The sequence below is a fragment of the Cupriavidus sp. 05L310 genome (assembly GCF_056398185.1).
Map to the genome: position 1 here is coordinate 120,618 of NZ_JBFTOX010000014.1, position 19,933 is coordinate 140,550.

Here is a 19,933-nt window from a genome sequence, read left to right on the forward strand (position 1 = left end):
AGACACCCATGTGCCCAAACCGGGTGCGGACGCACCTCGCGAGGCCCCGGAAAGGAACCAGCAAGCTAGCCAGCGCCGCCGTCACGAGAAGCGGCCCGCCGGGCAGGCACGGGTGCCCCAACGTCCTGGCGCAAGCGCGGCTGCCTGCATGGTGCTGTAGCGCGCCCCGCGCTCTGCCAGGCGAATCTGCTCCGCCCGAAGCGGGCTGCCCGTATCTCATCCTTGAAAAACGCAGATTACTGTATATATTTACAGTAACTGTATGGATGAACAGTATTCACGGGAGCCCATCATGGAACACCTTGTCCGGGTACAGAACGAATACGACAGGCAGGTCCTGGCGTGGCTGCGCGCCCGCGTCGGCGATGCGGTGGTGCAAGCGGCCGCGCAGCGGCTGGCGGGAGAACGCAAGCCGTATCTCTCCACGATCTGCCGCAGCCTGAATATCGCGCCGCCGTCCCGGCGCACGCTGCGCGCCCAGTCCAGCCGCGCCAGCCGGGAGGTCGGGGACCGCTACCTTGCCTCGATCCGGCAACTGCTGGCGCGGCCGGCACCGGCGCGGTCCCCGCAGCCGCAGTCCGTCCGAGCTTGTTGAAGCCGTTCAAGCAGGCCGTGCCGAGGCCCGCACGGCGTTAGCGCGGCTCACCCGTCAATGCCGCTCCGGCGGGCGCTCCGCCAGCACCGCCCTGGCCGCCAGCGCGGCATTGATCGCGCGTGGAAAACCCGCATATGCCGCGAGATGAATGATGGCCTCCACCATTTGCTCACGCGAGCCACCCACGTTCAGCAAGCCGTGCATATGCACCTTGAGCTGTGGCGTGGCCGAGCCAATGGCTGCCAGCGCGGCCACGGTCACCAGTTCCCGCGAGACCAGGTCGAGGCCGGGCCGGGTATAGATATCGCCGAAGGCAAACTCGATGATGAAACGACCGAGGTCGGGCGCAATGTCCTCGAGCGAGGCAAGCACGCGCTCCCCCACTTCGCCGTCGATCTCGCGCAAGCGGGCAAGCCCCGCCTCGAAGCGCGATCCGCCCTGGTCCGGCGCGGGAGTGCCGGTATTCACGGCAACGCCCTGCTTCGCGAAGACTTCCCTTGCGGCGGCGATGCCGTTGAGCGCCGCGGGAAACCCGGCATACACCACGAGATGATTCATCAGTTCGACCAGTTCGACCGGCGTGCAACCGGCATGCAGCGCCCCGGCCAGATGGAACCTGAGCTGTGGCTCAAGCCCGCCCATGGCCGCAAGCGCCGCGACGGTGACGAGTTGCCGGTGCCTCCGGTCGAGTCCTGGGCGCGGGTAGATCTCGCCGTAGACGAAACCGATCGCCAGGCTGGCCAGGTCAGGGGCGATGTCACGCAAGGCTTCGACCAGGGACGGCTCGTCCGTCTGTTCGATGGCGGAAAGTTGGGCGCGGCCAAGTGTCATGGTCTGCGTATTCATGCGGTTTCCTTTTTTTGATTCGCATCGGGAGGTCCTGGCGGCGCGGTGCCGTCGGCAGGACAGTGAGGCAAGCTTAGCGAGCGCGTTCGCGCGCCGCCAATGCCTTCGGCGTGATACCTTTGGCGTATCACAAGGACATCCGATGCAAAGCCGCCTGGAACTCTGGCAGTTGAACTATTTCGTGGCCGTCGCGGACGAACTGAGCTTTCGCCGCGCGGCGGAACGGCTGTCGATCACGCAGCCTCCGCTGACGCGGCAGATCCAGGCGCTGGAGGAAACCATCGGTGCGCGCCTGTTCGAGCGGGATCGCAATGGCGTAGCACTGACGCCCGCGGGCAGCCGCCTGCTGCCCGAGGCGCGCGAGCTGCTCGCCAGCGCCGATGCCCTGCTCGCCCGAGCCCGGCAGCGCGCCACGCGCAACCACGGCCTGCGGCTGGGCATCACCACCGTGTTCGATGCCGCCCTGTTCACCTGGCTCGCGCCGGCATTGCAGGCACAGGCGCCGGAGATCAGGCTGCTGCAGAAACGCCAGATATCGCAGCAATCGATTGCCGACCTGCGCCGTGGCGCGCTCGACGCGGCGCTGATCGGCCTGCCGTCCGCCACCGGCGAACTGGCGGTGGAACACTTGTTCGACGACCCGCTGGTGGTGGCGTTGCCGGCCGCGCACCGGCTCGCCAGGCGCAAGCGCATCTCACTGCCGGAACTGCAAGCCGATCCGTTGTTCTGGGGCCAGCGGCGGCTGAATCCCGCCTACTTCGACCACTACGAGGCCGTCTTCCGCGCGCTGGACTATGCACCGCAGCGAGTGCAGGAACCGGCGGACCACCATGTGCTGCTGGGCCTGATCGCCGATGGGCAGGGCGTGGCGCTGGTGCCTTCCTCGCTGCAGGCGATGGCGCGCGCCGGTGTGGTCTACAAGGAACTCAAGGAGCAGGCAGACCTGCGGATCGGCGTGGCCGTGGTCTATGCCGCCAGCAATCCGGCCCCCGCGCTGCCGCTGCTCCTGGAAACCCTGCGCGCCCGCTACCGTCCTGCGCCGGCTGCCTCCCCAGGCCGCAAGCGCCCGGCCACGCGCCGCTGAGCGCCAAGGCTGGCCGCCAGCCCTCGGGACCTTCCCGGCGCGTCCACCCTGCCAGCATCAGGGATTTCTTGACTTATTCATCCCCATCAATGATAGTTATCCTGAATACATTCTCTTTTTGAGAACAAACTTAGTGAAAGGATTGCCGTGGACCTGGCCGAACTTGAGATCTTCCGGGCCGTTGCGCTGGAGGAAAGCGTGACCCGGGCCGCCAAGGCCCTGGACCGCGTGCAATCGAACGTGACCACCCGCGTCAAGCAGCTTGAGGAGGAACTGGGCGTCGCCTTGTTCCTGCGCGACAGCAAGCGCATGACGCTGACGCCCGAGGGCCAGCGTTTCCTGGGCTATACCGAGCGGCTGCTGGCGCTCGCCGAGGAAGCCCGGCAATCGATGCGCGGCGATGTGCCCTCCGGCACGCTGCGCGTGGGCTCCATGGAAAGCTCGGCCGCCAGCCGCCTGCCCCGGCCACTGGCGCGCTACCACGGCAAGTGGCCGGATGTGCGGATCGAGATCCAGACCGGCACCACGCAGGCCCTGGTCGATTCCCTGCTGGCGCATCGCATCGATTGCGCCTTGGTGGCCCATCCGTCGGAAGGCGCGCCGGATGCACTCGACATGGACGTACTCGGCCCCGGCCTGGAAGGCACCTTCCTGTTTTCCGAAGAACTCCTGCTGGTGCTGCCGCCCAGCCATCCGCCGGTGCGCACGCCACAAGACATCACCCTGCGCAGCCTGGCCACGTTCGCGCGTGGCTGCACCTATCGCATGTGCGCCGAAGCCTGGCTTGCCAGCGGCAAAGGCCCGCAGCTGGCGCTGAATGTGCTGGAACTGGCTTCGTACCACGCCATCCTTGCCTGCGTGACGGCGGGATCGGCAGTGGCCATCCTGCCAAGATCGCTGCTGGCGCTCCACCCCGGCGCGGCGAACCTGCAGACCGTGCCGGTACGTACGGCGCACACCTTCCTGGTGCGCCGTACGGGCTTCATGACCTCGGCTTACGCGGCCTTCTTGCAGGAGTTGCAGCATGGCTAGGATCCAGCCGGTCCCCGCGAGCGGGGACGCCGCCCTGCGCCAGAGGATGGCGCCGTGGATGCCATCGCTTGCCGCCGCGCTGGTGCTTGCGGTCGGCATGGGCTTCGGGCGTTTCGCCTTCACCGGCATGTATCCGCTGATGGTGCGCGACGGCTTGCTGAGCGTCAGCGCCGGCTCGCTGGCGGCATCCGCGAACTATGCGGGCTACCTGGCCGGCGCCCTTGCCGTCACCCGCATGCCGGAACGCGCGGCACCGCAACTCTGCCGCATCGCCCTGCTCGGTACGGCCGTATGCCTGCTGGTGCTGGCACTGCCCGCCGCGCCGTGGTTCTTTATCGCGGTGCGCTTCCTGGCCGGCGTTCTCAGCGCGATCGCACTGATCAGCGCCTCCGTCTGGCTGTTCCATGTGGTCGGCCATCCGCATGGCGCACCGCTGTTATTCTCGGGCGTCGGCGCCGGCATCCTGCTCTCCGCCGAACTGATCGCCGCCGGCAACCTCGCCGGCTGGCATAGCCCGTTGCTGTGGATTGCGATTGGCGGCGGTGCCGCCGTACTGGCCTTGCTGGCCTGGCCACAGCTTGGCAGCCACCGCCCGGCGGTGCCCGATGCCGCCGGGGCCGGCGCTGCCCTGGCCCATGCCAATGGCCCCGGGCCATGGCCGCTCGTGGTCAGCTACGGTCTCGCGGGATTCGGCTATATCGTCACCGCCACCTACCTGCCGCTGTTCGTGCGCGATGCGCTCGGTCACATCGACCCGATCCATATCTGGGCCGCCTTCGGCCTTGGCGCGGCACCTTCCTGTTTTCTCTGGCATGCGCTGCACGGCCGCCTTGGCACGCGGCGCGCGCTCGCGCTCAACCTGCTGGTGCAGGCAGCGGGCGTGATCCTGCCCGCGCTCAGCCATTCGCCGGTGGCCTACCTGGCCAGCGCCCTGCTGGTGGGCGGCACCTTCGTGGGCACGGTGACCATCGCCATGCCGGCGGCAAAACGCGTGGCCCATCGCGTGAAGTTCAACCTGCTGGCCATCATGACCGCTGCCTATGGCGTGGGCCAGATCGCCGGCCCGCTGGTGTCCGATGCGCTGATGGCGCACAGCCATAGCTTCAGCGGCCCCCTTGCCGCTGCCGCGGTCGCATTGCTGGCCTCGACCGCCGCGTGCTTTCTCTGAAGGCCATGCCATTGCATACCCGCTCCGCTGGCTACCTCCACGCGTAGCCTGAGCGCACACCGCACAGATCCAACCTCTCTAGAAGGAGCCTGCAAATGAACACCCCCACCCAAGCCACGCAGCCACGCACGCTGCTAGCCCGGCTCGGCATCGCTACCCCCATCATCCAGGCACCGATGGCCGGCGTTGGCACGCCGGCGCTGGCCGCGGCGGTATCGAATGCCGGTGGCCTCGGCTCGCTTGGCGTCGGCGCCACGGATGCCGACGGCGCCCGCAAGGCCATCCGCGAGACCCGCGCACTGACGGACAAGCCGTTCAACGTCAACCTGTTCTGCCACGCTCCCGCCGTCGCCAATCCTGCACGCGAAGCGCAATGGCTGGCCTACCTGGCGCCGAGCTTCGCCGAGTTCGGCGCCACGCCACCGGCATCGCTGCGCGAGATCTACAAGAGCTTTGTTGCCGACGACGCCATGTACGCGATGCTGCTGGAGGAGCGGCCGGCGGTGGTGAGTTTCCATTTCGGCTTGCCGGCTCAGGCCTGGATCGACGCACTGCATGAGGCCGGCATCTTCCTGATGGCCACGGCCACCCATCTCGCCGAAGCGCGGCAGATCGCCGATGCGCGCATCGACGCTATCGTGGCGCAGGGCGTGGAAGCTGGCGGCCACCGTGGCACGTTCAAGACCGAGGGGCATGACGAAGGGCTTGGCACCATGGCCCTGGTGCGCCTTCTGGTCCGCAACACTGCCCTGCCGGTGGTCGCCGCCGGCGGCATCATGGACGGCGCCGGCATTGCCGCCGCGCTGGCTCTGGGTGCGCAGGCAGCGCAACTGGGCACGGCATTCGTCGTCGCCCCGGAAACCGCGGCCGACGCGCCTTACCGGGCCGCGCTGCTGGCAAGCGAGCCGTCCCCCACGACGCTGACCCGCTCCATCTCCGGCCGCCGAGCGCGCGGCTTCGTGAACCGCCTCACCAAACTGGGCGAGGCGCCGGACTGCCCGCCGATTCCCGATTACCCCATCACCTACGATGCCGGCAAGGCGCTGCACGCGGCTGCCAAGGCATGCGGCAATGCCGAGTTTGCGGCGCAATGGGCCGGCCAGGCCGCGCAACTGTCGCGCGCCTTGCCGGCAACCGAACTGATGGCGGTACTGCGCGCGGAACTGGCGGAGGCCATTGGAGGGCTGAGCCGGATGGCGTCCGGCGGCGACTGAACGGGAGGAACGCTGAGGGCGGGCGTCTTGCTGCTAACATGGCGCATCGGCATCGTGCCGGCCCGCGGCGCAGCTCCCATCCCTTCCCGACAAGACAGACGCATGGACGCATTCACATCGACACTGGCCATTGGCGGCGCACTGGCGCTTGGCGCTGTCAGCCCCGGCCCGAGCTTCGTCATGGTGGCCCGTGCCGCCATTGCCCGTTCGCGCGCGGATGCGCTCCACATGGCGCTTGGCATGGGGCTGGGCGGCGTGGTGTTTGCCGCGGCCGCGCTGCTCGGGCTCAAGCTCCTGCTGGCGGCGGTGCCGTGGCTCTACATGGCGATGAAGGTGGGCGGCGGCCTTTATCTTGTCTACCTGGGCGCGCGCATCTGGCGCGGCGCCAGCGAGCCCCTTGCGATGGCTGCCGGTTCGCAGGCCGCCAACGGCGCACAAGCGCCGGGACGCGGCCGCGCCCTGCTGAGCGGATTCGCCACGCAACTGAGCAACCCCAAGACGGCAGTCGTCTACGCCAGCGTCTTTGCCGCGTTGCTGCCGGCCGAGGTGCCGGCGTCCCTGCTGCTCGCGCTGCCGGTGATGGTCTTTGCGATCGAGGCCGGCTGGTACGCCATCGTGGCGGTGGCGTTGTCGTCGGCGGCGCCGCGCGCCTTCTACCTGCGCTTCAAGCTCTGGCTCGACCGCGCCGCCGGCGGCGTGATGGCGCTGCTCGGCATCCGGCTGATCACCTCGCTGCGGCAATAGTCCGGTCGTCAACTGGCCGGCGCTGGCTTTCAGTGCACTTGCTGGAGGCGGCGCAGCAGGCGGCGCCCGGCATCGACGACACCAGGATCGGCCGTCATCTGGTAGCGCACGATCATGCCCTCCACGCAAAGCATCGCCTCTTCGGTAATCGCTTCGGGCTCCGGCAGGCCGAGCCGCCTGACCAGCATGCCGATAAACGCGGCGAGCGCCGCCTTGTGCGCCACCGATTGCTCGATCTGCGTGCCCTCGCCTGAGGCCCCCGCTTCGGCCACCGCATTGATAAAGGCGCAGCCGCGAAATTCTCCGTCGGTGAACCAGTCGGCCAGCGCATCGGCAATGACTTCCAGCCCCGGCGTGGCGGCGAAGCGCGCTTCCACGTCCTGCTCGAACCATGCCATCCAGCTGTCGTGGCGACGATCCAGGAAGGCGGAGATCAGTTCGTTTTTCGAGGCGAAATGCCGGTATAGCGACATCTTGGCCACGCCGGATTCTGCAATGATCTTGTCGATGCCGGTGGCGCGCAGGCCATCCTGGTAGAACAGGCGGGCCGCGGTATCCAGGATGCGCTCGCGGGCGGAAGGCGTGGCCATGGCTGAAAGTTTCCTTGGATGTGCAAAGTTGGGCGGATTATCCCTGATCAAGCTTCGGCCTGTCGCGTACGGCAAGCGCCGCCGCGGCAGGCCGTGCGCCTTACAAGCCGAGATCGCTCAGGCTCGGGTGATCGTCGGGGCGCCGGCCCAGGGGCCAGAAGAACTTGCGGTCGGCCTCCTTGATCGGCGCGTCGTTGATGCAGGCAAAACGCCGCTGCATCAGGCCGGCCTCGTTGAACTCCCAGTTCTCGTTGCCATAGGAGCGATACCAGTTGCCGGAATCATCGTGCCATTCGTAGGCAAAGCGCACTGCGATGCGGTTGCCGTCGAAGGCCCACAACTCCTTGATCAGGCGATAGTCCAGCTCCTTCTGCCATTTGCGCGTGAGCATGGCGACGATGGCCTCCCGGCCGTTGACGAACTCGGCACGGTTGCGCCAGGCGCTGTCGACGGTATAGGCGAGCGCCACGCGCTCGGGGTCGCGGCTGTTCCAGCCGTCTTCGGCGCCGCGCACTTTCTGGATGGCGGTTTCACGGGTGAACGGGGGCAAGGGGGGACGGACTTCGGGGTTGGACGACATCGGTTGCTCCTGGCTGTGAAAGAACCCGGCGGCCGGAATGGCAGCGACGGATTTTAGGAATCGGAAAGCGGGTCCGCAGCACATCCTTCACGGCCCGGCGGGTTCGCGCGACCCATCGGGAACGGATAGAATGATACAGACCTGTCTACATTATTTGTGTAGACAGGTCTGTCTGTCAAGGTGGATTTCACAGGCGTAAAAAAGCCGGCGATCAGCCGGCAGGGACCTCGGGCGGCAGCGCCTTCAGCGCTCAGCGCGGGCGCCGCATGTGGAACAGTGCCTCGGGCCCGATCTCGAAGTAATCGGCGGGGCCGCCACCGCGCAGGATCGGCCGGGCAGCGGCGGTGTCATAAATGCCGTCCTTCAGCAGTGCCTTGTCGACATGCACGCCCACCACCTCGCCCAGCACCAGCCAGGTCGGCACCTTCTCGCCGTTGACGCCTTCGAGCTGGATCAGTTGCGTGAGCCTGCATTCGAACGAGACCGGGCTTTCCGCCACGCGCGGCACGGCAATCGCGCGCGATGCCACGGGCGTGAGGCCGGACAGCACGAACTCGTCGACCTCCGGCGGCACGGCGGCGCAACTCGCGTTCATTGCCTCCGCCAGCGGCCGCGTGGCGAGGTTCCAGCAAAACTCGCCGGTCTGCTCGATATTGCGCACGCTGTCCTTGTAGCCAATGCTGGAAAAACCCACGATGGGCGGCGTGTAGTTGAAGGCGTTGAAAAAGCTATAGGGCGCCAGGTTGACAATGCCATCGGCACCGCGCGAGGAGATCCAGCCGATCGGTCGCGGCCCGACGATGGCATTGAAGGGATCGTGCGGCAGGCCATGCCCGTTGGCAGGCTCGTAGAAATAGGTATCGGCGGACACGAGGCGGGAGACTCAGGGAAACAGCGTTGAAAAACGGAGGCAGCGGCGCAGCCTCCTTCATCCAGGGGTTATCGGGCACCCGTGGGCGCCGGACAAGCTGACTGCGATGCTACCAGTTGCCGTGCACGCGCGTTCGGCGCGGCGCGATTGCCTCAGCGCCCTCCCGCGCCGGCGGCTGGCTCGTCATAAGCGTCCTGCGCCAGCAGCACCAGATCGGCGACGGCCTTGCCGCCCGCCGAAAGATGCGCGCGCATCGCGTCAGCCGCCGCGTCCGCGTCGCCCGCCAGCACCGCCGCCACGATCACGCCATGCTCCTGGAAGGAACTCGGCACGCGAGCGGGGTTGATGAGTCCGCGATGGCGCCAGTAGATCGCCAGCCGCCGCCGCAGCATGCGAATCTGCTCTGCGAGGTACGGGTTGGCTGTTGCCTGATAGAGCACATCGTGGAAATCGCGGTTGGCATCCACATAGCCCGGCGTATCGGCCGCCTCCACGAAGGCCCGGCAATGCTCGAACGCCGACGACAGCGCCGCCCTGCCCGCCTCGGTGATGCGCTGCGTTGCCAGCCGCGCCGCCACGCCCTCCATCTCGGCCAGCGTCTCGAACATCGCCACCAGTTCAGCCACGGTCGGCTTGTGCACGAAGATCCCCGCGCGCGGCACGATCGTCACCAGGCCTTGCGCCGCAAGCATCAGCAATGCCTCCCGCACCGGCGTACGCGAACTGTCGAATTGCTCGGCCAGCGCGCGCTCGTCCAGTTGCGATCCGGGCTTCAGTTTGCCGGCGTGAATTTCTTCCTCAATGGCCTCCCGGATCCGATCCTGGAGCGATTGCACGGGTAAACCTCGATTTGAAGGCTCTTTGGGCATATCTAAAATTATCTTCAATATATCTAAACATCAATCTCATATGCAAAAACACGGCGAACCCCGCCTCAGCATCGATGGAAGCGTTGCAACCATCACCTTCGAGCGTCCCGAAGTAGCGAACCGGCTAAGCCCGCGTGATTTGCAGGTACTTCGCGAGCATATCAACTCCGTCAATGCGATGGAGACTGTTTTGGTACTGCGCTTCACCGGCACCGGCAAGTATTTCTGCAGCGGCTACGACATCGGCGCGCTGGCCAATGCCGACGAGGCGGGGGCGCCGGCCTTCGGCGAGATGATCGACCTGATCGAAGCCGCTCGCCCGGTCACCATCGCGGCGGTCAACGGCGGCGTCTATGGCGGCGCCACGGATCTCTGCCTGGCCTGCGACTTCCGCGTGGGGGCACCCCACTGCGACATGTTCATGCCGGCGGCCAGGCTCGGCCTGCATTTCTACCGGGGCGGACTGGAGCGCTATGTCAGCCGCCTGGGCGTGGACACCGCCAAGCGCCTCTTCCTGACGGCCGACCGGCTCGATGCGGCTGAAATGCTCAAGGTGGGCTTCCTGACCGAGATCGTCGCGGCCGACGCCGACGCCCTCGCGCAGCGCGTGGATGCGCTCAGCGCCACGCTCGCCGGCATGGCACCCATCGCCCTGCTGGGGATGAAGCAGGCCCTGAACCAGATCGCGCGCGGCACGCTGGACACGGCCGCGCTGGAATGCGAGATCGCGCGGGCCGGAGAGTCGGCAGATCTACGCGAGGGCGCAGCCGCCTGGCGCGAGAAGCGCGCCGCGGTGTTCAGCGGCAGGTAGGCGCGCAGAGTCCGGCACGATCAACACAAAACACAGAATCAGGAGACAACGATGACCAAGCGACACCCAACCCTGCTGTTCCTGCTTGCATCCGCACTGGCCGGCCCCGCGCTGGCGGCGGACGCCTTCCCATCCAAGCCCATCCGCCTGGTGATCGGCTTCCCTGCCGGCGGCGGAGCCGACAATGTGGCGCGGCTGTATGGAGACGCCCTGTCGAAGGAACTGGGGCAGCCGGTCATCGTCGACAACAAGCCCGGCGCCGGCACCACCATTGCCGCCGAGACCGTGGCCAAAGCGCCCGCCGATGGCTACACGTTGTACATCGCCGGCGCCAGCTTGATGGGCGGCGACAAGGTGCTGTACAAGAACATTCGCTATGAGCCCACGGATTTCGCGCCCATCACGCGCCTGACGGTCTCGCCACTGCTGCTCGCGGCCAATAAGGCATCCGGGATCAGCAGCGTTGCCGACCTGGTGGCGAAAGCCCGCCAGCATCCCGGCACGCTCAACTACTCCTCTTCAGGCAACGGCGTGATCACGCATCTGGCCGGCGTGCAATTCACCAGGCTGGCGGATGTACAACTCACCCACGTGCCGTACAAGGGCGGCGCGCCCTCCGCGCAGGCGGTAGCCGGCGGCGACGCGCAACTCACCTTCGCCACGCCGGCCTCCGTGCAAGCCATGATCGACACCGGCAAGGTGATCGGCATCGCCGTGACTTCAGCCAGGCGTTCGACGGTGCTGCCGAACTACCCGACCATCGCCGAAGCCGGCATCAAGGGCTACGACGTGACCAACTGGTATGGCCTATTTGCCCCGGCGCAAACACCGCCCGCCGTGATCGAGAAACTCTTCGCCGCCTCGGCCAAGGCCCTGGCCAAGCCGGAATTGCGGGCGAGGCTGGCCGACCGCGGCGAGGAAGTCTCGCCGTCCGCATCGCCCGCGGAGTTCCGCCAGTTCGCGCAGCGCGAAGGCAAGACCGTGGCAGACCTGACGCTGAGCAGCGGCGCCAAGATCGACTGAGCCGCACGCCCTCCCCCCACTCGTTCGATGTACCCGGGGCCTCCCGGCCCAAAAAGGATTTCCATGAATCGCAATGCCGCAGACCTCCCGCTCGCGGGCTTCACCGTGGTGGACCTGACCCGCGTGCTGGCCGGTCCCTACTGCACCATGATGCTGGCCGACCTCGGCGCGCGCGTGATCAAGATCGAGAACCCGGCAGGCGGTGACGACTCCCGGCATGTAGGCCCGTTCGTGGATGGCGAGTCGGCGTACTTCGCCTCGGTCAACCGCAACAAGGAATCCATCGCGCTCGACCTGAAATCCCCGCGCGACCGCGAAGTGCTGGCGGCCATGATCGCCAGCGCCGACGTGCTGGTGGAAAATTTCCGCGCCGGCGTGATGGAAAAACTCGGCTTTACCTGGGAGGCCCTGCATGCGGCTAACCCGCGCCTGGTCTATGCCTCGATCTCGGGCTTCGGCCAGACCGGCCCATACCGCGACCGCCCCGCCTACGACATGGTGGTGCAGGCGATGGGCGGCCTGATGAGCGTGACCGGCCAGACCGGCGGCGACCCGGTGCGGGTCGGCGTATCCATCGGCGACCTGGGTGCCGGGCTGTACGCCGCCATCGGCATCCAGTCCGCGCTGCTCAAGCGCAGCCGCACAGGGCTTGGCGAGCGTGTCGATATCGGCATGCTCGACTGCCAGGTCGCGCTGCTGGAAAACGCCATCGCGCGCCACTCCGCCACCGGCGCCGTGCCCGCGCCGCTGGGCACGCGCCACCCCTCCATCACGCCGTTCGACATGTTCAAGACCGCCGATGGCTTCATCGTGATTGCGGCGGGCAACGACGCCCTGTTCCAGAAACTCTGCGCCGCGCTCGGCCTGCCGGAACTGGCTGCCGACCCGCGCTTTGCCACCGTGGTGGCGCGCAACCAGCACCACACCGAACTCAAGACTTGCATGGAAGCGCGCCTGGCCAATGCGGACAGCGCCACCTGGTCGGCCACGCTGGAAGGCGCCGGCGTGCCGCACGGCCCGCTGCAAAGCGTGGCCGACATCGTGCAGGACCCACACGTGCAAGCGCGCGGCATGCTGCTGCAAGCCAGCATCGGCGAGGACCGCCCGATCACCCTGGCCGGCAACCCGATCAAGATCGGCAGCCAGGCAGGCGCGAGCCGCTTCCGGCACTCGCCCAGGCTGGACGAGCATCGTGCAAGCCTGCTGGAGGAGTTTGGCCAGCATGTCGAGGTAGGCTGAAACGCGATCTGCTTCAAAGCGTTCAATGCCTTGGCTCAAGTTCGAGCCGGTTGTCCGTGACGGCGAGCTTCACCGGATCGCCCTTCTTCCATCGCGCCTTCGGAATCACCAGTTGCCATTCGGCGCTCGACTGCTCACGGAAAAACGCGACGACGCCGACGTATTGCGCATCGTCAGCCATCGGCTCGGACAGGCTGACCGTTGCGGCGGGGCCAAGCGTCACTTCCGTGCGGCCGAGGCTATCCGTTTTCAGCGGGTCGCCGGCACCTTCTAGCAGTTGCGCGTAGGTGGCCGTTTCAAACGCCTTGGAGTCCTTCAACTGATAGATACGCAGCACGACCGGCAACGACACGCCGCGCTCATCCTGATTCAGCGCGCTGCGGCTCACGATCACGAGGTTCATCTGCTTGACCTTCGCGACGAAAACCGCGCTCGTAGCCGCCGCTGTCGTGTCCTTGACCGACTGCCAGGCACCGCAGCCGGCTAGCAGCGTGACCATCCCTGCCAGCCCCAGGGAGGCCGCTGATCGCCACACCCAGCGAAATGTCGCATACATCACGTACGTCGCGTGTTTCACTGCCATCAGAACCCCGATCCGGTGAATTCGGTGGCGGGATAGCCCATCTGCTTGCCGTTCGCGACCAGCACGAGCCGCACCGAATAGTGAAGACTGGCGTAGCGCCCGACGAAGTGACTCAGCACGTCCCCAAACAGCACCACGTCGCCTGGGCCAGCGAAGGCCGCCGGATCAATCTCCACATGAATGGCGAACTCCCGCAGCATGCCCTGTTTCCGCAGGACGCCCTGTTGCTCAAGCCTGACGCGCCGGATCGCCGCGATGCGCTTCGCGTTGTCGTCCAGCCCGGTCCAGTCGTACAGGGCAAGCACGCCGCGCAGCACATCCGTGTCCAGTGTGTTGAACTCGTGACCGGAGAAGTGCGACATGACCTGCCACGGGTATTGCCTGCCTCTCGGCGGATAGAGCGGCAACGTGGGCTGCGTCAGGTTGCGAACGCTGCCGACGTCCCCCGCGCTCGATGCGAGCGCGGTGATCGTCGACTCGCGCAGCGCCATGCGCGGCAACGTGCCGTTGTTCGCCAGCACGCGCACTTTCACGTGCGTATCGGGCGGGCTGCCGGGGGCGTCCCCGAGTTTGTCCCATACGTGGCCGCCCAGCGTGATCCACATCTGGCGGCCACCGGTCACACCAAAGCCCAGCGACGCATGGAAGTACCGTTCGGGCGCCTCGTGCCGCAGCATGCCACCGCGGTGCTGGAATGTCTTGAAGGGCCGGTAGGCGTGCTGCTCCGCACTGTTCAGGTCGGTAGCGGCAACCGACAGCGCATCGTAGGGTTCGATGTGCGCGCCGTCGGCGTCCGGCGCGCGCACCAGGTAGTCGCGATCATGCGCGTTGGGCTGCAGCGGCTGCGCATCGATCTCGAACAGGTTGATCACCGGTGTGCAGAAGAGCCGGAGGTTGCTGGTGCCAAACGCTACGTCGCCGGCGAGCGGCCCGTTGAGCAGGACCTCGAATTCGACACGCGTTTCGCCCGGAGGCACGCTCGCCGCATCGAAGCCGCACAGGTCCACGAAATGGAATTTCTCGGGGAACGTGAAGTACTCGAGCATCGTCTGCTCCCGATCCAGCTCCCGGTTGCGCCGCTCGTGGTCAGACGGCCAGAGCCGCGTCTCAGGACCGAAGCCCGCCACCTCGATCGTCATGCGCGGCAGTGGCTGCGGGCGCCCATCATGGACCCGCGCCATGCGCACTGCAATCGCGTCGACCTGGCGCGTCAACGCCGCATATAACGCCGAGGCGGTTGGCCGGTCGCCATGCAGGTACAAGCGGATGCGCGCCAGGTCATCGAGCGGGCGCTGGTCGAAATGCAGCAATTCGAACGCGATGCGGATCACCGTGCGGCCGTCGGCGCGCACCGCAGGGGCCGCCTCCACCAGCTCGAGCGGCAGCAGGCGCACGGGCTGGGTGGTGCGGTACGCGCACACAGTGCCCTCGGGGCCGACCGGGCTGGAGCGCACCTGAGAGCCCGCGGGCAGCGTGCCGAGCACGCGTGCCTCGCCCGCGCGCGGCACGCATTCGAGGATCGCCAGCGACGGAATCGTGCGCCCGGCGTGCGGCCACAGGTTGTCGATCAGCGGGTCGGTGATCTCCGGCAGCGCGTCATCGAGCTTCGCGCGCATCCGCGCCATCAGGAACGCAAAGCCCTGGTAGAGCTGTTCCACGCTGTCTTCGCGCTCACCCAGGCTCGTCAGGCCCAGCCGGCGCGCCGCATTGGGCTGCGCCGCGGCGAACTCCCTGCTCGCCTCGCGCAGATAGCGCATCTCCGCGTCGTAATATTTCAGCAGCGGATTGTCTTCGTCACTCATGGTGTCATCTCCGGTCGCAATGGAGGCAGAACCGGCGCCGTCCCGGCCTTGGCGACGATAAAGACGCGCTCGGGCATCCTGAAGTCGCGCAGCTTGAGCAGATCCAGCGGACCCGCGCCAACCTGTGTGCGCAGCACGTAGCGCAGCGGCTCACCGTCCGTATCTTTGTCCAACGCCTTCCACGTGAGTGCATAGCGCGTGCTGTCGAGCGGCTGGACCTCGGCCTTCGCCAGCAGGCGCAGGAAGGCCCAGTCGCCGGTCGACTCGAACGCCTGGCGCGTGCCGGCATTGACCGACTGCCACGTCAAGCCCGCGTGGCCGTTCAGGCCATTGCCGGGCCACGCGAGCGGCGTATACGCTTCGCGCTGATTGAAGTAGACGATCTGCTTGCCGTCGACGGACAGCGCCGAACGCGTGACGTTCGGGGTCGGCAATGCCATGATCTCGAAGCGGTATCCCGCATCGCCCTGCACGTACATCTGGGCACCAAGCGTGGACAACTGCCGGATCGCGGCGAGGAACGCGGGATCGAACTGCAACGCCTGCGGCGCCAGTTCATTGGGCACCCACTGGTCGCCTTGCGGCTTGAGCACGCCGGCCAGTTGCGTCGTGACGAAGCGCGCGATCAGTCCCGTGTCGAACCGCACGTAGCGCCCCAGTTCGGCGAACGACGCATCGGCATTCGTATCGAAGAACGGATAGCGGCCGCTGAAGGTGGTCGCAAACGGTGCAGCGACGCTCACGCGCCACGCCTCGTTCAGGCTCGCGGCGGCCGGCTGCAGGATCGTCTGCCAGGCCGTGTCGAGCGGTCGCGCAAACAGCGCGTCGCCAAAGCCCGACCACTGCGTGCCCAGGCTCGCGGCGGTGAGCGCTGCGTCATCCTGTGCCTGTGCGAGTTCCGAGAGCTTCCCCTGGAACACGGCCTGCGCGAGCGAGCGGGCCATCACCTGCGCATCGGGACTCGCCGCCACCTGCTGGAGCTTCAGGCGCATCGTGGTGGCGACCGTCAGGTAGCGCGCGAGGCTCACCCCGTTCAGCGTCGTGGCGGCACTGGCGGCATTCCCGCCGTGACCATCTCCGCTGCCAGCGCTAGCGCTGCCGCCACCGTCGCCCATCAGCGCGAGCAGCGGCCCGAATGGCTTGTCCAGAGGATGGACGGCGGCGGCCTGGGCCTTGTCGTCGCTGCCGATCAGGCTTTGCGCCTTGCGCACCAGTGTGTCGGCCAGCGCCTGCTGCGGACGACCCGCCTGTGCCTGATACTGCACGGACCGCATCAGCGCGATCAGCGGTGACGTCTGCGCGTCCGTCAGCCGAGTGAGCTGGTCGATCGCATCGTTCAGGTTCGCCGCCTGCTGCCACTGGATGCTGTTGAGCATGCCCTGCCATGCGGCCGTGTACTCCGCAAAATAGCGCTCGGTCAGCCGCGCCTTGAGATCGTCGGTGGCGCGTTGCTCCTGCCGTGCGCTCGTCATTACGGCCCCTTGCGCGACGGTCGCCGCCACCGACTGTGCCGCGCCCCCGTTCGCCAGCACCCAGTCGCCATGCACGCGCCGTTCGCGAGCGGCCTTGTCGATCGACTCGGCGATCATGCCGTCCCACGCCGCGCGCGTAAAGACGCCCGGCACCGTGCGCGTCGTGGTGAAGAGCCCACGCGCGTCTGCGCCACCGAGCAGCGTCGCGAGCGATGCATCCGCGTACTTGCCCCGCACGTCATCCAGCACGTTCTGGTAGACCGTGTCGTCGGCGTTCGCGAGGCCGATCTGGTTGACGAGTGTGTTGCGCGCCTCGGCCACGAGGGTATCGGACGCGTTGATGCGCCATTCCGGGTGCGCCTTCAGGTGGGCTGCGTAGAAGCTGGCGAGCCGCTGCGACGTGTCCAGCCACTCGCCGGCCGGCATCACAGCCGGTGCGGGCCATGCGGAGACGATCAACCCGGTCAGGAACGCGGGATCGGTGCGGCGCGGTTCCGCCAGCATCAGGTACCCCTTGAGCGCGTCATAGCCGCGCCGCTGCGCGTCGTGACTCTGCAACGCATCGGCGCGCGTCTGCGCGAGATCGGTGAGCGTGGCCCGCAGGGTCTGCAAGACCGGGCGCTGCAGGTTGCGCTCGGCGACCGTCCTGTACGACTGCCACAGCTCGTCGAGCATCGCGTCATTGCGGTTCAGGCCCGCACGCAGATGCCACGGCGCGCCATGCTGCTGCCGATACTCCAGCATCTCAATGCGCTGCTGCAGCGCGAGTTGCGCGCGCAGGGCAGCCGGGCTGCCGGGCGCGGCCGCAACGGCTGCGTCGGCTGCATCGGCGCTCGCCCGCGCCTGCCGGATGCCTTGCAGGTTGCCGGCAAACGAGATTGTCATCGCCACGCACCAGCCGATCGCTGCCACGGTGACAAGCGCGGCGAGCGCGTTCGGCCAGTAAAAGCCGATGCGCCTGCCTCGATGCCGGCGCAGGCTGCGGCCAATCTCCTGCCACGTGGGCAGTAGCGAGGCCGGCTGCTCACGCAGCGCCATGCTGGAGACGTCGGGCCGGGCTACTTCAGCCGACGCGGCCATGGCCGGCGTCAGAACCGGTACTGCAACCGGCTGGCTCGCGGCAAACACCGGCGCGAACATCACGCCTTGCAGCGGTGCGCGAAGCCACTTCGAGGCCATCAACGTATCCCAACTGGCCACGATCCGCTCGCGTTGCCCGCCAATGTACTGCGATACCTGCGCGAGGTACGGCATGCGCGTCGACTCGTGGCACAGTGGCACGCCAATCGTCCCCGTGCGCTGTTCAAGCATCGTAAGCTGGTCGTTCAGTGCATTGGCAGGCCCCGGAGCACGACGGTGGCATGAACCCGTCAGGAAGGCGCCGATGGCCTGGAACGTCTCGGGTTGGCGGCCGGTCGTCGGCACCGGATGCAGGAACGTCACGGGCGCGGCCCAGCCGAGCTCGGTTGCGATAGTCGAGAGCGTGCGTGCAAGCTCGGCGTCGGGCCGGATGGCCTCACCCGTGCGCACCACCTGCACCACGGCGTCGACCGGACGCCTGCGTCTCAACTGCCTGACCTGTTTGCGCCACAGCCCCGCATCCATGCCGTCAGGCGCCGCATGCACGAGGATGGCATCGGCGATATGCATCACGCCCGCCTGCTTGAGACCGGGGGCTACGGTATCGACCAGCGTATCGCTGCCGCTCACCAGCAGCCACGGCAGCCGATAGCGCCAGAACCAGCCGTGCGAGGCACGCAGGTCTTCGCACAGGTACTGCAGGCGCGCATCGCGTTTGAGCGCGGAGGTGGCCTTGATGGCCTCCTGCTGGCTACCGGTCTCCCGGCGAAAAAGCCGGCCTGCCACGCTGTACGCGCCAAGTCCCAGTGCGACGGGATGCAGGATCAAGACCCCAGCCAGTACGGCGAGAATCCAGATCGAGGCTGTCTTTTTGGCGTCCAGCGTCGGCACATTGAACTGATCGCCCTTGAGCCAGACCAGACCGAGGGCAAGTGCGGCCAACGCGACGGCGGCCACCACCAGCCCCCAGGTGACGAGGGAGCCGGAAGTGCCGGAAGAGTCGTCGCGCGGTGCCAATGCCTTGAGGTTATTCGTTGGATTCGTCATACGGCGAAGTGGGGTCCGTTGTGGGGTCCGCTGCGGGGCTCACATAAAGGATGGCGGCCTGCGCGGCTTGTGTGTGCTCGGGCGTGTGAACGATCAGGTGCGGGCCGGCACTCGCCGACTCAACGGCGGCGGCAATCGACAGCCAGCCGCCTGCCGCGCCCGCGTGACCGATGACGCTATCGGGCCGGCGCTGCGTTTCCAGCTTTGTGATGCCGCTCAGCGAAGCGCTGCCGAGTGCAGACAGCAGAGCCGTATCGTGCGAGGCGTCCAGCCCGCTGATCCAGGCGGGATGGACGGCCGGGGCTTCGGCGTTGCCCCACATCACGGCGTTCGCCAGCACATCAGCGAGCGCATCCAGCTCGCCTGCAACCGGCCGGTGCAGGGTCGCCATGACCTTGACCGGCTCAGGTAGCAGAAACACACCAGGACCGAGCAGTACGGCGACGCCGCCTTCGGTACTGCCAGCAGGCGGCGCATCGTGCCACTGCGCGGCAATCACCAGCAGCGGCCGCTTCTCGCCAGCGTCGAGCCACGCATCGGCTACGAGCAGGCCATTGCCGGCCGGCACCGCCATGCACTCAAGCGCAGGCAATCCGGCAATCCGCAGGGCGTGGCGGACCTGTTGCACACGAGTATCGGCGCACTCCGCGGACGCGAGCACCCGCACGGCGGGCGCATAAGTCGCGCCGTACTGCGACAATGCATGCAGGCTTGGGCCGAGCGTGTCGAGGGTCTGGGCAAGCATCCGCACGACGGGCGGAATTTGCTCACGCGTGGGCGCGGGCGCAACGCTCGGCTGCTGTCCGGCGGCGTCCCCCAAGTCTTCATCCGTCAACGGCGCCGGTTCCTCTTCGTCCGGCTCCGCAAACAGCGGATCGTCATCTGTAAACCGGCTATGCACGATCGTTCCGGCACCAGTGCGCGGCGACTGTGCCTCCATCAAGATCATCGTCCCGGCAAGGGCAGCCGAAAGCGGCTCGCTCTTGAGCGGCAGGCAATACCCAACACCGAGTACCTGCAACGGCTGCTGCGCATAACGCACGCGGTGACTCAGCCATTGGCGCCGGTGCATATTCCGGTAGTGCGCCCGGAACCAGATCGCCTCATATCCGGCACGCGCAATGCCAAGCGTGAAAAGAAACAAGCCGTTGGGCAGGCCCACCACGCTGAACCAGAACCACGGGCCGCGCGCGGGCGTGCCCGCCGGCCACAGCAACAGCGCTGCCGCGCCACCAATCCCGCAGCACAGCACCCAGCCGATAAGCCACGGCACAAGGCGCGGC

General features: G+C 67.2%; 18 protein-coding genes. 9 read left to right on the forward strand and 9 right to left on the reverse strand.

What is annotated here, in order from left to right:
* The first annotated feature begins 292 nt into the window (after positions 1-292).
* The gene (locus AC1DS6_RS12795) at positions 293-595 is read left to right on the forward strand and encodes a CppA family protein (protein ID WP_045236827.1); all 303 of its coding nucleotides are present in this window, start codon (positions 293-295) and stop codon (positions 593-595) included.
* Between the two features lie 54 nt (positions 596-649).
* Here the strand turns inward: AC1DS6_RS12795 and AC1DS6_RS12800 are convergent, their stop codons facing one another.
* A complete protein-coding gene (locus tag AC1DS6_RS12800) occupies positions 650-1,441 on the reverse strand; it encodes a carboxymuconolactone decarboxylase family protein (RefSeq protein ID WP_441632765.1) in 792 nt (263 codons plus the stop codon).
* A gap of 142 nt (positions 1,442-1,583) precedes the next feature.
* Here AC1DS6_RS12800 and AC1DS6_RS12805 point away from each other — a divergent pair, with 142 nt between their 5' ends.
* From AC1DS6_RS12805 to AC1DS6_RS12825, 5 genes are all read left to right on the forward strand, one after another.
* Entirely contained in the window at positions 1,584-2,525 is a 942-nt protein-coding gene (locus AC1DS6_RS12805) for a LysR family transcriptional regulator (RefSeq protein WP_441632767.1), read from the forward strand.
* Positions 2,526-2,672: 147 nt separating this feature from the next.
* On the forward strand, positions 2,673-3,557 hold the full coding sequence (locus AC1DS6_RS12810; RefSeq protein ID WP_441632769.1) for a LysR family transcriptional regulator: 885 nt from the start codon (positions 2,673-2,675) through the stop codon (positions 3,555-3,557).
* Entirely contained in the window at positions 3,550-4,725 is a 1,176-nt protein-coding gene (locus tag AC1DS6_RS12815; protein WP_477102571.1) for a YbfB/YjiJ family MFS transporter, read from the forward strand. The genes AC1DS6_RS12810 and AC1DS6_RS12815 overlap by 8 nt, the downstream gene beginning before the upstream one ends.
* A gap of 95 nt (positions 4,726-4,820) precedes the next feature.
* Complete coding sequence (locus AC1DS6_RS12820) at positions 4,821-5,939, forward strand: NAD(P)H-dependent flavin oxidoreductase (protein ID WP_441632773.1); 1,119 nt, start codon at positions 4,821-4,823, stop codon at positions 5,937-5,939.
* A 102-nt stretch (positions 5,940-6,041) separates the two neighbouring features.
* Positions 6,042-6,683 carry a LysE family translocator gene (locus AC1DS6_RS12825; protein ID WP_441632775.1) on the forward strand — a complete coding sequence of 214 codons (642 nt, stop codon included), beginning with the start codon at positions 6,042-6,044 and terminating at the stop codon, positions 6,681-6,683.
* A gap of 29 nt (positions 6,684-6,712) precedes the next feature.
* Here the strand turns inward: AC1DS6_RS12825 and AC1DS6_RS12830 are convergent, their stop codons facing one another.
* From AC1DS6_RS12830 to AC1DS6_RS12845, 4 genes are all read right to left on the reverse strand, one after another.
* Positions 6,713-7,273 carry a TetR/AcrR family transcriptional regulator gene (locus AC1DS6_RS12830; protein ID WP_441632777.1) on the reverse strand — a complete coding sequence of 187 codons (561 nt, stop codon included), beginning with the start codon at positions 7,271-7,273 and terminating at the stop codon, positions 6,713-6,715.
* 100 nt (positions 7,274-7,373) lie between these two features.
* Entirely contained in the window at positions 7,374-7,853 is a 480-nt protein-coding gene (locus AC1DS6_RS12835) for a nuclear transport factor 2 family protein (protein WP_045236768.1), read from the reverse strand.
* Positions 7,854-8,103: 250 nt separating this feature from the next.
* Positions 8,104-8,724 (reverse strand): flavin reductase family protein, encoded by a 621-nt coding sequence (locus AC1DS6_RS12840; protein WP_441632779.1) that lies wholly within the window; start codon positions 8,722-8,724, stop codon positions 8,104-8,106.
* Between the two features lie 152 nt (positions 8,725-8,876).
* Positions 8,877-9,560 (reverse strand): GntR family transcriptional regulator, encoded by a 684-nt coding sequence (locus AC1DS6_RS12845; protein WP_441632781.1) that lies wholly within the window; start codon positions 9,558-9,560, stop codon positions 8,877-8,879.
* 73 nt (positions 9,561-9,633) lie between these two features.
* On the opposite strand from AC1DS6_RS12845, the gene AC1DS6_RS12850 reads away from it, so the two are divergent.
* The 3 genes from AC1DS6_RS12850 to AC1DS6_RS12860 all read left to right on the forward strand — a co-directional run bounded on the left by AC1DS6_RS12850 (position 9,634) and on the right by AC1DS6_RS12860 (position 12,666).
* Entirely contained in the window at positions 9,634-10,404 is a 771-nt protein-coding gene (locus AC1DS6_RS12850) for an enoyl-CoA hydratase/isomerase family protein (RefSeq protein ID WP_477102572.1), read from the forward strand.
* Between the two features lie 51 nt (positions 10,405-10,455).
* The gene (locus tag AC1DS6_RS12855; RefSeq protein WP_477102573.1) at positions 10,456-11,427 is read left to right on the forward strand and encodes a tripartite tricarboxylate transporter substrate binding protein; all 972 of its coding nucleotides are present in this window, start codon (positions 10,456-10,458) and stop codon (positions 11,425-11,427) included.
* 63 nt (positions 11,428-11,490) lie between these two features.
* On the forward strand, positions 11,491-12,666 hold the full coding sequence (locus tag AC1DS6_RS12860) for a CaiB/BaiF CoA transferase family protein (RefSeq protein WP_477102574.1): 1,176 nt from the start codon (positions 11,491-11,493) through the stop codon (positions 12,664-12,666).
* Between the two features lie 22 nt (positions 12,667-12,688).
* On the opposite strand, the gene tssJ is transcribed toward AC1DS6_RS12860, so the two are convergent.
* The 4 genes from tssJ to AC1DS6_RS12880 are packed head-to-tail and all read right to left on the reverse strand — an operon-like array spanning position 12,689 to position 19,812.
* The gene (tssJ, locus tag AC1DS6_RS12865; RefSeq protein ID WP_441632789.1) at positions 12,689-13,249 is read right to left on the reverse strand and encodes a type VI secretion system lipoprotein TssJ; all 561 of its coding nucleotides are present in this window, start codon (positions 13,247-13,249) and stop codon (positions 12,689-12,691) included.
* Positions 13,249-15,051: a type VI secretion system baseplate subunit TssF gene (gene tssF / locus AC1DS6_RS12870; protein WP_477102575.1), complete on the reverse strand. Its 1,803-nt coding sequence runs from the start codon at positions 15,049-15,051 to the stop codon at positions 13,249-13,251. Before tssF ends, tssJ begins: the two co-directional genes overlap by 1 nt.
* On the reverse strand, positions 15,048-18,650 hold the full coding sequence (locus AC1DS6_RS12875; RefSeq protein WP_441632793.1) for an ImcF-related family protein: 3,603 nt from the start codon (positions 18,648-18,650) through the stop codon (positions 15,048-15,050). The genes tssF and AC1DS6_RS12875 overlap by 4 nt, the downstream gene beginning before the upstream one ends.
* On the reverse strand, positions 18,631-19,812 hold the full coding sequence (locus AC1DS6_RS12880) for a hypothetical protein (RefSeq protein ID WP_441632795.1): 1,182 nt from the start codon (positions 19,810-19,812) through the stop codon (positions 18,631-18,633). The genes AC1DS6_RS12875 and AC1DS6_RS12880 overlap by 20 nt, the downstream gene beginning before the upstream one ends.
* Positions 19,813-19,933 lie beyond the last annotated feature (121 nt).

Coding starts and splice junctions, on each gene's coding strand:
- AC1DS6_RS12850 (WP_477102572.1), top strand. CDS start 9,634: ATGCAAAAACACGGCGAACCCCGCCTCAGCATCGATGGAAGCGTTGCA.
- AC1DS6_RS12800 (WP_441632765.1), bottom strand. CDS start 1,441: ATGAATACGCAGACCATGACACTTGGCCGCGCCCAACTTTCCGCCATC.
- tssF (WP_477102575.1), bottom strand. CDS start 15,051: ATGAGTGACGAAGACAATCCGCTGCTGAAATATTACGACGCGGAGATG.
- AC1DS6_RS12820 (WP_441632773.1), top strand. CDS start 4,821: ATGAACACCCCCACCCAAGCCACGCAGCCACGCACGCTGCTAGCCCGG.
- AC1DS6_RS12830 (WP_441632777.1), bottom strand. CDS start 7,273: ATGGCCACGCCTTCCGCCCGCGAGCGCATCCTGGATACCGCGGCCCGC.
- AC1DS6_RS12805 (WP_441632767.1), top strand. CDS start 1,584: ATGCAAAGCCGCCTGGAACTCTGGCAGTTGAACTATTTCGTGGCCGTC.
- AC1DS6_RS12855 (WP_477102573.1), top strand. CDS start 10,456: ATGACCAAGCGACACCCAACCCTGCTGTTCCTGCTTGCATCCGCACTG.
- AC1DS6_RS12875 (WP_441632793.1), bottom strand. CDS start 18,650: ATGACGAATCCAACGAATAACCTCAAGGCATTGGCACCGCGCGACGAC.
- AC1DS6_RS12860 (WP_477102574.1), top strand. CDS start 11,491: ATGAATCGCAATGCCGCAGACCTCCCGCTCGCGGGCTTCACCGTGGTG.
- tssJ (WP_441632789.1), bottom strand. CDS start 13,249: ATGGCAGTGAAACACGCGACGTACGTGATGTATGCGACATTTCGCTGG.
- AC1DS6_RS12825 (WP_441632775.1), top strand. CDS start 6,042: ATGGACGCATTCACATCGACACTGGCCATTGGCGGCGCACTGGCGCTT.
- AC1DS6_RS12835 (WP_045236768.1), bottom strand. CDS start 7,853: ATGTCGTCCAACCCCGAAGTCCGTCCCCCCTTGCCCCCGTTCACCCGT.
- AC1DS6_RS12815 (WP_477102571.1), top strand. CDS start 3,550: ATGGCTAGGATCCAGCCGGTCCCCGCGAGCGGGGACGCCGCCCTGCGC.
- AC1DS6_RS12795 (WP_045236827.1), top strand. CDS start 293: ATGGAACACCTTGTCCGGGTACAGAACGAATACGACAGGCAGGTCCTG.